Annotated in this window: 13 protein-coding genes, 1 tRNA gene and 1 pseudogene; 5 read left to right on the top strand and 10 right to left on the bottom strand. The window is 55.8% G+C overall.

Going from position 1 to position 13,966, the window contains the following annotated elements; genetic code table 11:
• Positions 1–138 precede the first annotated feature (138 nt).
• A complete protein-coding gene (locus tag B3729_RS02675; RefSeq protein WP_010797452.1) occupies positions 139–378 on the top strand; it encodes a hypothetical protein in 240 nt (79 codons plus the stop codon).
• A gap of 3 nt (positions 379–381) precedes the next feature.
• Here B3729_RS02675 and B3729_RS02670 read toward each other — a convergent pair whose 3' ends face one another.
• The 4 genes and pseudogenes from B3729_RS02670 to B3729_RS02660 all read right to left on the bottom strand — a co-directional run bounded on the left by B3729_RS02670 (position 382) and on the right by B3729_RS02660 (position 3,312).
• Positions 382–690, bottom strand: a complete 309-nt coding sequence (locus B3729_RS02670) for a hypothetical protein (protein WP_286786974.1) — start codon at positions 688–690, stop codon at positions 382–384.
• 160 nt (positions 691–850) lie between these two features.
• Positions 851–1,576: a methyl-accepting chemotaxis protein gene (locus tag B3729_RS24685; RefSeq protein ID WP_409438609.1), complete on the bottom strand. Its 726-nt coding sequence runs from the start codon at positions 1,574–1,576 to the stop codon at positions 851–853.
• 132 nt (positions 1,577–1,708) lie between these two features.
• Positions 1,709–2,662 (bottom strand): annotated as a pseudogene (locus B3729_RS24680) (HAMP domain-containing protein); the annotation flags it as partial.
• A gap of 359 nt (positions 2,663–3,021) precedes the next feature.
• Positions 3,022–3,312 carry a hypothetical protein gene (locus tag B3729_RS02660; RefSeq protein ID WP_286786972.1) on the bottom strand — a complete coding sequence of 97 codons (291 nt, stop codon included), beginning with the start codon at positions 3,310–3,312 and terminating at the stop codon, positions 3,022–3,024.
• A gap of 155 nt (positions 3,313–3,467) precedes the next feature.
• On the opposite strand from B3729_RS02660, the gene B3729_RS02655 reads away from it, so the two are divergent.
• The 4 genes from B3729_RS02655 (at position 3,468) to B3729_RS02640 (ending at position 8,058) form a co-directional block, all read left to right on the top strand.
• Positions 3,468–3,544, top strand: a tRNA-Met gene (locus B3729_RS02655).
• A 160-nt stretch (positions 3,545–3,704) separates the two neighbouring features.
• Complete coding sequence (gene mprF, locus B3729_RS02650; RefSeq protein ID WP_286786971.1) at positions 3,705–6,368, top strand: bifunctional lysylphosphatidylglycerol flippase/synthetase MprF; 2,664 nt, start codon at positions 3,705–3,707, stop codon at positions 6,366–6,368.
• The gene (locus B3729_RS02645) at positions 6,368–7,645 is read left to right on the top strand and encodes a virulence factor family protein (protein ID WP_286786970.1); all 1,278 of its coding nucleotides are present in this window, start codon (positions 6,368–6,370) and stop codon (positions 7,643–7,645) included. The genes mprF and B3729_RS02645 overlap by 1 nt, the downstream gene beginning before the upstream one ends.
• A gap of 107 nt (positions 7,646–7,752) precedes the next feature.
• The gene (locus tag B3729_RS02640) at positions 7,753–8,058 is read left to right on the top strand and encodes a hypothetical protein (protein ID WP_010797446.1); all 306 of its coding nucleotides are present in this window, start codon (positions 7,753–7,755) and stop codon (positions 8,056–8,058) included.
• A gap of 53 nt (positions 8,059–8,111) precedes the next feature.
• Here B3729_RS02640 and B3729_RS02635 read toward each other — a convergent pair whose 3' ends face one another.
• The 6 genes from B3729_RS02635 to B3729_RS02610 all read right to left on the bottom strand — a co-directional run bounded on the left by B3729_RS02635 (position 8,112) and on the right by B3729_RS02610 (position 13,837).
• Positions 8,112–10,010, bottom strand: coding sequence for a potassium transporter Kup (locus B3729_RS02635; protein WP_122043222.1), 1,899 nt, complete (start codon positions 10,008–10,010; stop codon positions 8,112–8,114).
• A 165-nt stretch (positions 10,011–10,175) separates the two neighbouring features.
• Positions 10,176–11,087 carry an aldo/keto reductase gene (locus tag B3729_RS02630; protein WP_286786969.1) on the bottom strand — a complete coding sequence of 304 codons (912 nt, stop codon included), beginning with the start codon at positions 11,085–11,087 and terminating at the stop codon, positions 10,176–10,178.
• 105 nt (positions 11,088–11,192) lie between these two features.
• The gene (locus B3729_RS02625) at positions 11,193–12,083 is read right to left on the bottom strand and encodes a metal ABC transporter substrate-binding protein (RefSeq protein WP_286786968.1); all 891 of its coding nucleotides are present in this window, start codon (positions 12,081–12,083) and stop codon (positions 11,193–11,195) included.
• A gap of 13 nt (positions 12,084–12,096) precedes the next feature.
• Positions 12,097–12,966, bottom strand: a complete 870-nt coding sequence (locus tag B3729_RS02620) for a metal ABC transporter permease (RefSeq protein ID WP_286786967.1) — start codon at positions 12,964–12,966, stop codon at positions 12,097–12,099.
• Positions 12,963–13,709 (bottom strand): metal ABC transporter ATP-binding protein, encoded by a 747-nt coding sequence (locus B3729_RS02615; RefSeq protein ID WP_010797441.1) that lies wholly within the window; start codon positions 13,707–13,709, stop codon positions 12,963–12,965. The genes B3729_RS02620 and B3729_RS02615 overlap by 4 nt, the downstream gene beginning before the upstream one ends.
• Positions 13,706–13,837, bottom strand: coding sequence for a hypothetical protein (locus B3729_RS02610; protein ID WP_010797440.1), 132 nt, complete (start codon positions 13,835–13,837; stop codon positions 13,706–13,708). The genes B3729_RS02615 and B3729_RS02610 overlap by 4 nt, the downstream gene beginning before the upstream one ends.
• Positions 13,838–13,966: the final 129 nt, after the last annotated feature.

The raw sequence follows: 13,966 nt of genomic DNA, 5'->3' as shown, positions 1-13,966 counted from the left end.
CTCATGCTCGACAGGCTCGCTAACACCGCTGCGCCTGTATTATGCGCTATACGCCCTTACCCACCCAGCGGTTCTCCGAAACTTTAGCGGCCTCGCGACACTCGGAATTCTAGAACATTACGATAACCAGGAGCCGCCATGACTGATCGTACGGATAAACTCGACAAGTCCCATGACCATGATCAGGTCGCTAAACGCGACGAAGCTCATGCACAGCGCAAGCTACCCGAAGAGGCGGTAAGCGATCTGGAAAGTCCTGAGCCTGGCACTCATACCATCGATAAGGTCATCACTCCGGTATCAAACAAGGAGCTGGACAGCCAGGTCGGTGAGTTGAACCGTAAGCTGGACGAAGTCGAGAAAAAGCTGGATAAATAAACCTTACAATAGGCTGATAGTGTGGGCCCTGACTACCACCGTCTCCTGACGAAACCGGGTCTCGAGCGAGGCCCGGTACTGCTGCCACCACACCTGCTCCAGCGCGTCGGCCATCACCTCATAAATGATCAATTCATCCCGTATCGTATGGCTTTCGTCTTCCTGCCATAGTCCTTTCGCCGGAGCCTGGCTGAATGCGGTCAATCCGCCAAACTTTTCCACGAGTTCATTGCGAACTTCACCAAACAGCGCTTTGGGGAGGTCGTGACCATCGTTGTCATAAAGGGGCAGCAGTAACTGGATCAGGTACATGGTCAGCTTCTCGAATAGATGAATGTATCGGCATAGAGCGTCTTGAAAGCTAAGACCATGAACGGTTTGAATCGGCACATATAAACAGCAGCGCCCCGATAGCCGAGGCGCCGCGGTAACGATTAGAGACAGACGAGAAAACCTGCCCGCCTCCCTATCGTTAGATTCTGAAGCTTGAAACGAGCTGATCGAGGCGATTGGCCTGTTGCTCCAGGGCATGGCAAGCGCCCAGGGTCGCGTTCAGGTTTTCCACGCCCTGCTGGTTGAGCGAGTTGATCTCGGTAATGTCAACATTAAGCGACTCCACCACCGCGCTCTGCTCTTCCGTAGCGGCCGCCACCGATTGGGTCATGCCATCGATATCGGTAATGCGCTCGGCTACCGAGCCCAACCGCTCGTTGGCCTTTTGCGCGATGGTCATGCTGTCCTCGCTGAAGCGCTGACTTTCGGTCATGGTGGAAACCGCTTCGCTCGCCCCGGTTTGCAGCTCCTGAATCATGCTCTGGATCTCTCGGGCCGAACTCTGGGTACGATGTGCCAGACCACGCACCTCGTCCGCTACCACCGCAAAACCACGCCCAGCATCGCCTGCCCGTGCAGCTTCGATCGCAGCGTTGAGCGCCAGCAGGTTGGTCTGCTCGGAAATGCCCTGGATCACCTCCAGGATATGTCCGATGCGGGTGGTCTTCTGGTTCAGCTCATCAATACGGCCGCAGGAGGCGCTGATGTTGGTGGACAGGGTTTCCATTGCCGTCAGGGTCTGGCCCAGTACGCGGCGACCCTCCTCGGCCTGCTGCCGGGCACTGGTAGCCTGTACGGACGCATCGGCAGCGTTGCGGGCAATCTCCTGTGTAGCGGCGCCCAACTGGTTGATGGCTGCCGCCACGCTTCCGGTACGTCCGGCCTGGTTGTCCGAGTTGTGCAGCGAGGAGTTGGAGGCCGCCAGCACCTGACGGGAGACCTCGTTGAGCTGACGGGTACTGGCCGATACTTCGCTGATCGAGCCATGGATACGCTCGACAAAGCGGTTGAAGGCAGCGGCCAGCACACCAAACTCGTCCTGGCTATTGATGGCCAGACGCCGGGTCAGGTCGCCCTCTCCTTGTGCGATGTCCTGCATCGCCTGGCTCATAGTCGTGAGCGGACGCATCAGTACGCGAATCAGCACGCCCAGGAGCAGCATGATCAGCACAACGCCAATCACCATGGCCAGCACGGCCGAGGTTCTGAACTCCTTGAGCGGGGCGTAGGCTTTCTCTTCATCAACCATCAGGCCCAGGTACCAGTTGACCGATGGCAGACCGGTGACTGGCTTGAAGACCATAAGCTGAGGCTTGCCGTCCAGCTCGACCCGCTTGAGCGCGCCATCCAGTGCAGGCGCACCGGCGGGAAACAGCTCAGCGAGGTTTTTCATCACCTCCTCTTTTCTGGGACTGACCAGTACCTTGCCTTCGCTATTCACCAGAATCGCATGACCGATACCGCCCAGGTCGAGCGAATTGACGATACCCACCATCGTCTGCAGACTCAGATCGCCAGCCAGAACACCCGCCAAGGCGCCGTTCTTCATGATAGGCGTAGCTAGCGTCATCACCAGCTTTCCATTACCCACATCAACATAAGGCTCCGTCAACAAGGATCGGCCCTGCGACTGAGCGGCAACATACCAATCACGGGTACGGGGATCGTAACCGGCAGGCATTTCATCGTAAGGACGGATGGAAAATTGACCATCGGCATGTCCCAGATAGGTGAACTCGAAGCTGGAGAGATAGGCCTTCTGCTCAAGGATGGAAAACACTCCCTCAGGAGAGGCATTGTTCTGGATAGCCTGGGCCTCACCTTCAAGCAGAGTGATTCGCCCATTGAGCCAGTTAACGATATTTGCTGATGCACTGGTGCCCAGCTCGTCCAGGCGGGACGACAGGTCCTGCGTAATCGTCTTTCGCTGCAGGTAATCGTTATAGCTCATGAATAATGAGAAGGCGACGATCAGCACAATAGAGGCCGTCGCCAATATCTTATGGCTAAATTTCAAACGTTGGAGCATAGCGCAGCCTCTGGACAACAATTTCGGCAAGCCGTTGAAATGGCATGAAGGTCCAGATCTTATCGACCGTTATCGTGATAACTTTAATGGTAAAAAGGTTACCAGGTACGCCTTTGCTCTAGAGCAGAGGTAAGCCCTGGCGGCCGACAGCGACGTTGAAACCGCCAGGGAGACACTGGAATAACCAGAGCCTATTCAAATGACCACCTCGGCAATGCAAAAAATCCTTTTTTGGTCGCCGTTCATCGCGCTCGTCCAGGTAACGGGATACAGGCCTCATTTCAGTTGTTCAGCGGCTGCTTGCGATCAAGCTCCATATCGCTGTCGATTTCTTGCCGTTCCCGGGCAAGCGGATCGCTTCGAGTAGCCCCTTGATTGACTCTGTTTTCCGGCAGCTCAACGCCCCGCTGGTTTTGCTCGGCCTCCTGCGCCTCTGGTGAAATAACTTCGACATGCTGTGGATCATGCGCGGTGTCCTGAGGGGTACGCCCTGATTCAGCCGTTTGGGCCATGGCTAGCGGTGACAGTAAAGCCAGTGCCATGGAGGTATTTATCAGCCATTGCGGTTTCATTTCGGCACTCCGATGAAGGGATACCCTCTTTAGGCAATGCGCTACCTATAAAGGTGCATTCATAAGTCCTCGTGATAAGGCTTTCAGCAAATCATTGTCAGCATTGAATTTTTTGTTGACATCATTTTTTAAACCCGTATACTGGCCACATCAGAAGCGGGGTGGAGCAGTCTGGTAGCTCGTCGGGCTCATAACCCGAAGGTCGTAGGTTCAAATCCTGCCCCCGCAACCAAATTTAAAAAGCCACTCAATCGAGTGGCTTTTTTGTTTGTGTCGAATTTTTATTCCTTTTAGCCTTCAATATTCAAAGAGTTTCCATTTTTTTGATACATAGGGCTTGGCAAAAGTCTGTATGTGACTAATCTGACGCGCAGTTTCCCTGAGGGGCTTTCATGAGCGCCAATGATCCTGTAAACAAATCTGCTGTTTCTTCATCCGATTCTTCGTCTTCATCTTCACCTTCTTCTCCTCCGCAAGCATTGCCCTGGCGCCTGCTAGAGCGCATTACGGCCTATAAAGAACCTCTTGAGCTGGGCCTGACACTGCTCCTGTTTGGCGTCGCCCTGCTTGTGTGCTGGCATCTGGTCAGCAGTATTGATCTACCCTCTCTCCACACTGCACTGCTGGGTATCCCCTCGCACGCTATTATGGGGGCCGTCGCGGCAACGGCTGTGGGCTTTCTCATTCTGCTTGGCTACGAATGGTCTGCCAGTCGCTTCGCCGGCGTTCATCTACCAGGCAAGACCCTGGCGCTGGGTGGACTTACCGCCTTCGCCATTGGTAATGCAGTTGGGCTGTCCATGCTATCTGGGGGCTCGGTTCGTTATCGTCTCTATGCCCGCCAAGGCCTGAGCGCCATTGAAGTGGCGCAGATGACTTTCTTTGCCAGCCTGTCGCTGGGAACGGCATTGCCCCCTCTGGCTGCGGTTGCAGCATTAAGTGATTTGCCTTCGGCTTCCACAGCCCTGCGTCTTTCACCTACTCTGGTAGCTGGCATTGCAATTGCCATTCTCTCGATCTATGCCATAGGCATTGTATTCCTTCGCAAGCGAGCCCTAGACGAGCAGCCTTCGCCTGATAGTCGCCTGTTCCGCCTGGGCCGTAAGACCCTGCGCTTACCCACCTTCAAGCTAAGCGCCCTGCAGTTGGTGATTACAGCCCTGGACGTCATGGCTGCCGCCACAGTGCTGTATCTATTACTGCCCGAGGCACCACCGCTGGGTGCATTCATGCTGGTGTATCTGCTGGCACTCGCAGCAGGTGTGCTTAGCCATGTTCCGGGCGGCGTTGGGGTATTTGAAGCCGTTTTGCTAGCCGCTTTTTCGGACAAGATCGGGACAGCTCCCCTGGCAGCGGCCCTGCTGCTGTACCGGATCATTTATGTATTGCTTCCCCTGGTCATCGCTTGCCTTGTCCTGCTGCTGACCGAGGGAAAGCGCTTTCTATCTGGCAGCTCGGCCATCCGCGTTGCCTCTGGCCTTGCAGCCCCCGTTCTGTCAGTCCTGGTATTTTTCTCAGGGGTCGTACTGCTCTTTTCAGGCGTTACGCCAGAGATCGATACGCGTCTGAAGGGTATCGGATTCCTGCTGCCACAGCGTCTTATTGAAGCCTCGCATCTGGGAGCCAGCCTGATCGGAGTTGTGTGCCTACTCTTGGCTCAAGGCCTGCGGCGGCGGCTCTCGGCCGCCTGGGTACTCACCCTGGTGCTGTTGCTGGTAGGCTCCCTGCTTTCGCTGCTAAAGGGCTTTGATTGGGAGGAGGCATCGATCCTGGCGATTACGGCTGCCCTCCTGGCTACGTTCCGCCGCTCCTTCTACCGCCGGAGCCGCTTACTGGAACTGCCCTTTTCACCCCTGTACGTCGTTGCAAGCCTGTGCGTCGTGGCGGCATCTATCTGGTTGCTCCTGTTTGTTTACCAGGATGCGTCCTACGACAACCAGCTCTGGTGGCAATTTACGCTGGAGGAAGGCGCCCCGCGAGGTGCACGAGCAGCCATGGGCAGCGTGGTGCTACTACTGGCCCTGTCACTCGGCTGGCTCTTGCGGGCTGCACCGCCAGAAATTACGCTGCCTACCATAGAAGATCTGCAAAAGGCATTGGACGCCGTCAAAGCATCTGAGCAGCCTGATGGCGGCTTGGCCATGACAGGCGACAAGGCCTTGCTGTTTCATGAAACGGAAAATGCTTTCCTGATGTATGGCCGTCGTGGCCGTAGCATGATCGCCCTGTTTGATCCCATCGGCTCCGCTCAGACACGAGCCGAGTTGATCTGGAAATTTCGCGATCTATGCGACATGCACCATGCACGACCTGTGTTCTATCAGGTTCGTGCCGAGAATCTGCCTTTCTACATGGACATCGGTCTCACCGCACTGAAGTTAGGTGAGGAAGCCCGCGTCAATCTCAAGACATTCGATCTGGACAGCAAGGGTAAGAAAGACCTGCGCTACACCTGGAACCGAGGCCAGCGGGATGGACTGCTCATCGAGTTCCATGAGCCGGGTCAGGCACCTCTCGAAGAGCTAAAAGTTATCTCCGATATCTGGCTGGAGAGTAAACATGTCCGCGAGAAGGGCTTTTCGCTTGGCCGTTTTGACCCGGAGTACTTGCAGCACTTCCGCATTGCCGTCGTCCGGTTTCAGGGGAAGGCGGTAGCGTTTGCTAATCTTCTGGAAACCGATCGGCCAGAGCTGGCCAGTATCGACCTGATGCGAGTGGCAGCTGATGCGCCCAAACTAACCATGGAGTTTCTCATGCTCGGCCTTATCCTGCACTTCAAGGAGCGAGGCCTGGAACGCTTCAGCTTGGGGATGGTGCCATTGGCGGGACTGCATCCACGCCGTGGTGCTCCTCTGACCCAGCGTCTAGGGGCTATGGTGTTCCGACGTGGCGAGCAGTTCTATAACTTTCAGGGCTTGAGACGGTTCAAAGATAAGTTCGATCCGGAATGGGAGCCTCGCTATTTGGCCGTTCCAGCAGGACTTGATCCCTTGGTCGCCTTGGCTGACACCGCTGCGTTGATCGCGGGCGGTATTACAGGACTGGTAAAACGTTGATGACTAGACGTAAACGCGGGTTGCTTTTTCTTCTGTTGATCATTGTCATTGCCGCAGCGGCACTGTGGTGGTGGTTTCATCGCTGGCCCAGTACCGCTAGCCTTGAGGTGCGCGTACAAGCCGATCAGAATGTCGTAACCGTCGCAAGGCCTGCCGGCAAGCCACTGGCCCGAGTCGTTGTTGCGAACCCTGCTGAACAGCAGCTATCCGATGCTGACCTGCTAACCCTGGCCAAAAACACCAAGGCCATGCTGGTCCAGTATGAGCTGCCCGAGAGCAAGGCATGTGCCGCGCAACGCGCCAGCCTGGAAGACGCCATCAGCCATCTTGGCGGAGCACCTACCATGGTGGCAGGCATCGATGCGGGTGGATCATTGGCCTGGCGCTGGCTGGCCGGGCAAGAGGATGATAAGGTCAGCGCCCTGTCGGTCGGTACAAAGCTCGACGAGCCCGACTGCTCTGATCCGCTGCCGCAGAAAGCCGAACACGGTAAATGGCATCTGGCCTGGAACGATAACCCAGGCGATGAAACTGCTCGTTTTGTTCGCGGCCAGGATAATGCCGATACCACTATCAGTGATTACGGCACACCGCTGGTTACGCTTTTACGTACTCAGCTTCAACGTCAGCTGCTCGGCCAGGGTGGCGATGTCCCTGTTGTAGAAGTCCCGGCTGAAGAGCCGGCCGCGCACAAGGATACAGTGACGTTTTTTTATTCCGGCGATGGTGGCTGGCGTGATCTTGACCGTGATTCGGCACAGACCATGGCAGAAAACGGGTGGCCTGTTGTAGGTATCGATACCTTGCGCTATTTCTGGGAACACAAAAGCCCGGAACAGGTGGCGACAGACTTGTCCCATCTGATGCAGACATACCGTGAGCGTTGGGGCGCGAAACGCTTCGTCCTGGCCGGCTACTCATTTGGCGCGGATCTGCTTCCGGCGGTCTATAACCGTTTACCTGCAACAGATCAGGAACAGGTATCGGCCATGGTGCTGCTGGCCTTTGCCCGTAGCGGTGATTTTGAAATCCAGGTTGAGGGCTGGCTGGGCAAGGCTGGTGACGAGATGCAAACCGGACCGGAGATGGTCAAGGTGCCTGCCAGCAAGATCTACTGTATTTACGGTGCGGAAGAAAAGGACGAGAGCGGTTGCACGCAGCCTGGAGCCAATTTCGAAAAGCTTGAGTTACCCGGTGGTCACCATTTCGATAATGACTACGACAAGCTTGCACGCCACATGATAAACGCCATCGAGACTCGTACACGCACACCGTAACCAGGACGCCCAGCCGATGGATCACCTCCGCGGCTGGAGACGAATGGTCGGAAAGAACGCGTGCGATCAATGGTCTACCGGCTCTCAACCTTTGAACGAGGACGCCCATGACCACTCCCCTTTCGCTGGATGCTGCTGAAAAACTGGTTGTAGATGCCTTCACTCCGCTGGGTTGTGTTATTTCAGCCAACCCCCAGGCTGACAGCTTTGGCTTCAGCGTAATCGGGCATGAAGGAGAAGAGGTCTTGGCGGTCCCTGAGGTGACCGCTGCACAGTACAGCGATCCGCTGCAGCTTAAAGGCTTTATCGAGAATGTTCGGCAAGAGCTTTCCCAGTTGGGTCAATCGCTGGACCCATGGGAGATGCCGTTCATTACCGACCCGGATGCCCTGCCTCCACCTGTATTCAACTGATCCCAATAAAAAAGCCGCCCCAAGGCGGCTTTTTTATATCTGCAACTTGGCTGCTAGATCTCGATCTGAGTACCCAGCTCGATTACCCGGTTAACTGGCAGGTTGAAGAAACGCAGGCTGCCGCTGGCATTCTTCATAAGGAAGGCAAACAAATTCTCTCGCCAGCGAGCCATTCCCAAACGATTATTCGACGCAATGACCGTTTCACGGCTAAGGAAGTACGTCGTCCGCATGGGCGTGAAATCGAGGTCTTCCAGGTGACACAATGCGAGCGCAGCCGGCACGTCGGGCTCGTCCATAAAGCCATAATGCAAGAGAACACGGTAGAACCCATCCCCGTAGCTGTCCACCTCGAAACGGCGGCTGACAGGAACCCGCGGCGTGTCTTCATAGATAACGGTCAGCAACACCACCTGCTCATGCAATACCTGATTGTGCAGCATGTTATGAAGCAGGGCGTGTGGAACGGCGTCTTGCCGCGCTGTCAGAAAGACGGCTGTCCCCTTGGCACGGAAAGGCGGATTGGAGCGGATGCTGCCGATAAAGATCGGTAGCGGTAGTGCCCCTTCATCCAGCCGTTCAGCCAGAATCTGCCGGCCGCGCTTCCATGTGGTCATCAACGTGAACAGGATGATGCCCGCAATGACAGGAAATGCACCGCCTGCCACGATTTTTGGAACGTTGGCTGCAAAATACAGCGAGTCGACAATGAAGAATCCAATGAGCATCGGAATGGCGAACCAGCGAGGCCATTTCCATAGCAGCAGCGCTACCGAAGATACCAGGCAGGTTGTGATCAGCATCGTTCCCGTGACAGCGATGCCGTAGGCCTCGGCCAGGTTGCCAGAGGACTCGAATCCAATGATCAACAGGATAACGCCTGTCAGAAGCGCCCAGTTCATGGCAGGAATATAAATCTGGCCCTGTTCATGACTTGAGGTATGCAGGATTTGCATACGCGGTACATACCCCAGCTGGATTGCCTGACGGGTAATGGAGAACGCACCTGAGATGACTGCCTGTGAGGCAATGACCGTGGCAAAAGTCGCCAGGACGACCATTGGGATCAATGCCCATTCAGGTGCGAGCAGGTAGAAAGGATTGCGTACAGACTCTGGGTCGATCAGAACCAAGGCACCTTGCCCGTAGTAATTGAGCACCAATCCGGGCAGCACCAGGAAGAGCCAGGCGCGCGCGACAGGTTTGCGGCCGAAATGGCCCATGTCGGCATACAGCGCCTCAGCCCCTGTCAGCGCCAGCACAACAGCGCCCAGAATAGCGATGCCAAGTCCGGGGTGTACGATGAAAAAGTTGAATGCCCACCATGGGTTCAAAGCCTTGAGGACTTCAGGCGCCTGCAGAATGCCATAAATACCCAATGCGCCTAGCACGGTGAACCAGAGGACCATAACCGGACCGAACAGCTTGCCAATCTTGGCAGTACCGCCCCGCTGTAGCATGAAGAGTCCGACCAGGATAACGATTGCCGCTGGCACCACAATATGATCAAGCCCGGAAAAGGCTACTTCCAGGCCCTCTACAGCAGACAGTACCGAAATGGCCGGTGTAATCATGCTTTCGCCGTAAAACAGCGAGGCACCAAATAACCCCAACAGCACCAACACCATTTGCAATTTTGGAAACGGTGCGGACGCCCGCCTTGCCAATGCAGTCAAGGCCATGATGCCGCCCTCGCCTTGGTTATCCGCCCTCAGAACGAAAAAGACATACTTGATCGTCACGACCCAGATCAACGACCAGAAGATCAGGGACAGGATACCCAGGACGCTATCGTGGGTAGGCACCAGGCCATACGTAGGAGAAAACACCTCCTTGAGGGTATACAGCGGGCTGGTACCAATATCGCCATAGACGATACCCGCGGCCGCGATGGCCATACCTATGGCCGAGGCTCCCTTTTCACCATGGGCCTGGGAAGCAGCTTGACTCATGCAAGACTCCGGGTTTATCGAAACGGGCGCATCCTGCTCCGATGTGGCGGCAGGATCAAGTACGGATTGCCAAGAATATGTGTGCACAACGCAACCAAGGCATGGTCATTACCCTGCCCGGCGTATTGAATCCTGCTTAAAAGTGTCCAGCGATTACCTGACACTTTACTGGAAATATTCCGCGATGCGCTTGCGCATGGACTCATCGGGCAGCTCACCAGTTCCAGCCAGTGCATTTTCCGCCATATGGGCCGGGTTTGAGGTCGCCGGAATAATGCAGGTAACTGCAGGATGCGAAATTGAGTACTTGATCATCAGCTGCGCCCAGGAGGTACATCCGATATCGGACGCGAATCCCGGGAGCGCCTTGCCCGCAACCCGATCGAACAGCCGACCATCCAGAAACGGACGGTTGATCATGACCGCTACGCCCTTGTCCTGACACAGAGGCAACAGCTTTTCTTCGGCTTTGGTATCTTGGGGATTGAGATTGATCTGAATGAAGTCCATCGGCTCCGAAGCGACCAGGTCAATCATCTGGTCCTGAGCCATTTCTGAGTGATGGGTAATCCCTACATATCGAATCATTTTTTGCTGCTTCATCTCTCGTAGCAACGGGAGCAGCGTCTTGTAATTGATCATGCTATGCACTTGCAGCAGATCGATGGGAGCGCCCTTGAGGTCCGCCATTTCCTGCTGGATCTCTTCGATACTGCTCTCGCGCCCTTCTACCTTGGTAGCCAGAAACGCCTTTTCAGCACGTCCCTGCTGCGCCAGCAACGTACCAATGACACCCTGGGATTTCTCGTAACTCGGCGCCGTATCGATAACAGTGCCTCCCGCCTGAAATAGACGGTCAAGCACGTCAGCCAACGGCTTTAAGGCTTGTGGAGTGCTTTCGACATTGAAGGAATCGGCGGTTCCCAGGCCAATGACAGGGAGTTGCTCGCCGGTAGAGGGAATCTGCCGCCTCAGCATGCCAGCCTGTGCAAGCACAAGACGAGGCAACATGGCTTCCAAGAGCAGCGCCGACGAGGCGCACAGGGAATATTGCATGAAGCGGCGGCGAGTCGTCATTGTTTTCTCCGGATTCAAGCAAGAGCCTTCCTAAAAGGACGGCTCTTGTGATTCAGGAGTTCCATCTGCCACGCCTTGTTACGTGGCTGAATGAAACGAAGCCCGTTACTCACCTTTCATGGCTGCAACCATCTTATTGACGTTGTAACGGAACATCTTCAGATAGGTAGGCGCAGGCCCGTCCGCCTTGGACAGCGACTCGACATATAACTCGCCACCGGCACGAGCCCCGGTTGCCTGGGCAATCTGCTGCACCAGACGCGGATCGTTCGAGTTCTCGATGAAATAAGCCGTGATGTGCTCCTCCTTGATCTGACGAATCAGATTGGCCACTTTTTGGGCAGACGCTTCAGATTCGGTAGAAAGATCCAGGGGAGACAGGAATGTCACACCGTATTCATCACCGAAATAGCCAAACGCGTTATGGGAGGTAAGCACCTTACGCTGCGCCTTCGGCACGGCTTCGATCTGCTGCTTGGTATACGCATCCAGCGCCTTTAGCTGATCGATATAGCGTTGACCATTGGCTTCGTATTGATCAGCGCCTTCGGGGTCTACGCGCTTGAGGGCCTTGATGATGTTTTGAACATAAACAATACCGTTGGCAGCGCTGTTCCAGCTGTGAGGATCCACTACGGTCTTGCCGTTCTTCTGCCGCATACGGGTCTTGATACCGTCCGAAAGCTCGACAGGAGTACCGTTGTATCCTGACGCCTGGATCAGACGATCCATCCAGCCTTCAAGATGAAGTCCATTGATAAATACTACATCGGCGGCCTTGAGCGCTTTGGCATCGTCAGGCGTCGGCTCATACGCATGAGGATCGCCGTTGGGCCCGATCAATGAGGTGACATGAACCCGCTCGCCTCCTACCTGGTGAACCATATCGGCCAGGATCGTGAATGACGCAACGGCTTCTACCGGCTTGGCTTGGGCAAAACTGGAAAGCGCTGACAACAGCAAGGCAGCAGCCCCGCTCCACAACGTGAGACGCATGACATGACTCCTTTCAATGGGATAGGTGGGGTTTAGGGAAGAAACGGCGAACGACGCCCAGAGGGCTGAAAATTAACGAGAAGATGTAAAGCGTACTGGCCGTCAGAACAATGGACGGACCCGAGGCCACGCCCAGGTGGTACGAAACAACCAAGCCGATAAAGCCGGACAGTATGGCAACCAGACTCGCTACCAGCATCAGTCCAGGCAACGAGCGAGCCCAGAAGCGCGCTACGGTGGCAGGCAACATCATCAGGCCGACCGCCATAAGTGTTCCAAGCGCCTGAAAGCCTGCGACCAGGTTGAGCACGACCAGCAGCAGAAACAGGAAGTGATAAAGCGAGCCCTTGCCACCTACGGCCCGCAGGAATCCAGGATCGAAACACTCAAGCACCAGCGGACGATAGATAATGGCCAGCAGGAGAAGCGTCACAGAGGCAATGCCCCCTACCAGATAGAGCGCGGCATCATCAATCGCCAGGATCGTACCGAACAGGACGTGCAACAGGTCGATATTCGAGCCTCTTAGCGAGACGATCAAGACACCCGCGGCGAGAGAAGTCAGGTAGAAGCTCGCAAAACTGGCATCTTCACGCTGCGAAGTAAAACGACTGACCAACCCAGACAACAGGGCTACGGCCAAGCCGGCTACCAACCCACCCAGGCCCATGGCTGGCAAGGAAAGCCCAGCGACCAGAAAACCGATGGCAGCCCCCGGCAGGACCGCATGACTCATGGCGTCCCCTACCAGACTCATGCGCCTGAGCATGAGCAATACACCGACCGGACCTGAGCCCAGCCCTAGCGCCATGCAGGCGACCAAGGCGCGACGCATGAATCCGAACTCGACAAACGGCTCGAACAAGGCGTGATACAACATCATGCGCGGCGCCTCTCATCACAGACGTCGGCCTGTTCATCCCAGTCCTCAGCCATATTCCGGGCACGCCGCAGGTTCTCCTGGGTCAGCACCGTTCGGGTATCCCCCCAGGCAATGGTTTCGCGAGCCAACAGTAATGTACTGGGAAAATGCTGCTTTACCTGCTCAAGATCATGCAGAACAGCGATGACGGTGCGCCCCTCACCATGCCAGCGCCGAACCAGATCAAGCAGATCGCGGGTCGTGCGTGCATCGATGGCATTGAACGGCTCATCCAGAAGGATGACTGACGCATCCTGCAGCAGGAGCCGTGCGAACAGTACGCGCTGGAACTGGCCTGCCGACAGGGAACCGATCAGGCGGTGCCCAAAACCTTCCAGCCCGACGGCAATCAGCGCCTCATGGGCTTGCTGCAGCTGGCCCCGGCTCATTCCACCGAATATGCCGATGCGTCTCCAGGCGCCCATGGCAACCGTGTCGAGAACCGTCAGCGGAAAGGTTCGGTCAATTTCAGCCGCTTGGGGCAGATAGCCGATGGCCGAGGCAGACAAGGCCTTTCGGTCGACGCCGCCCCCTACTGGTCGCAGCATGCCGACCATGGCCTTGATCAGAGTCGACTTGCCTGCGCCGTTAGGGCCCACAATAGCGGTGAGGCTGCCCGCTTCAAAGCAACCCGACACATGATGTACGGCGGGATGACGCTCGTAGGCAACCGTTAAGTCATTTAATGAAATACAGGCACTCATGGGATGGATACCGCCCAGTGGATAGCAGCCCATAGCAGTAGAAGCAGCACGATCGACACCCCTAAACGGGCCCAGGCAGACTGGGTCAGAAAGGACGTCTTGAACGTAAGGGAAGAATTCGATGACATATAAACCACCTCGTTATTGTTACTTTATAACATAATAAATACCCTATCACTAGTTATGCCTGTCTAGCGGTTCAGCCTCGGGCAAGCCAAACCCGATAACTGACGAAGCGCAGGTTAATCCGAGTAAAA

Origin of the sequence: Pseudomonas sp. UBA3149, from assembly GCF_002364655.1 — a bacterium.
Taxonomy (GTDB): Bacteria; Pseudomonadota; Gammaproteobacteria; order Pseudomonadales; family Pseudomonadaceae; genus Chryseomonas; species Chryseomonas luteola.
This window is presented reverse-complemented; position numbering and strand designations above follow the sequence as displayed.

What these genes read in the sequence shown, in the direction of transcription:
- mprF (WP_286786971.1), top strand. Translation starts at nt 3,705, where the DNA reads ATGAGCGCCAATGATCCTGTAAACAAATCTGCTGTTTCTTCATCCGAT.
- B3729_RS02645 (WP_286786970.1), top strand. Translation starts at nt 6,368, where the DNA reads ATGACTAGACGTAAACGCGGGTTGCTTTTTCTTCTGTTGATCATTGTC.
- B3729_RS02660 (WP_286786972.1), bottom strand. Translation starts at nt 3,312, where the DNA reads ATGAAACCGCAATGGCTGATAAATACCTCCATGGCACTGGCTTTACTG.
- B3729_RS02620 (WP_286786967.1), bottom strand. Translation starts at nt 12,966, where the DNA reads ATGATGTTGTATCACGCCTTGTTCGAGCCGTTTGTCGAGTTCGGATTC.
- B3729_RS02635 (WP_122043222.1), bottom strand. Translation starts at nt 10,010, where the DNA reads ATGAGTCAAGCTGCTTCCCAGGCCCATGGTGAAAAGGGAGCCTCGGCC.
- B3729_RS02675 (WP_010797452.1), top strand. Translation starts at nt 139, where the DNA reads ATGACTGATCGTACGGATAAACTCGACAAGTCCCATGACCATGATCAG.
- B3729_RS02630 (WP_286786969.1), bottom strand. Translation starts at nt 11,087, where the DNA reads ATGACGACTCGCCGCCGCTTCATGCAATATTCCCTGTGCGCCTCGTCG.
- B3729_RS02615 (WP_010797441.1), bottom strand. Translation starts at nt 13,709, where the DNA reads ATGAGTGCCTGTATTTCATTAAATGACTTAACGGTTGCCTACGAGCGT.
- B3729_RS02670 (WP_286786974.1), bottom strand. Translation starts at nt 690, where the DNA reads ATGTACCTGATCCAGTTACTGCTGCCCCTTTATGACAACGATGGTCAC.
- B3729_RS02640 (WP_010797446.1), top strand. Translation starts at nt 7,753, where the DNA reads ATGACCACTCCCCTTTCGCTGGATGCTGCTGAAAAACTGGTTGTAGAT.
- B3729_RS02625 (WP_286786968.1), bottom strand. Translation starts at nt 12,083, where the DNA reads ATGCGTCTCACGTTGTGGAGCGGGGCTGCTGCCTTGCTGTTGTCAGCG.
- B3729_RS02610 (WP_010797440.1), bottom strand. Translation starts at nt 13,837, where the DNA reads ATGTCATCGAATTCTTCCCTTACGTTCAAGACGTCCTTTCTGACCCAG.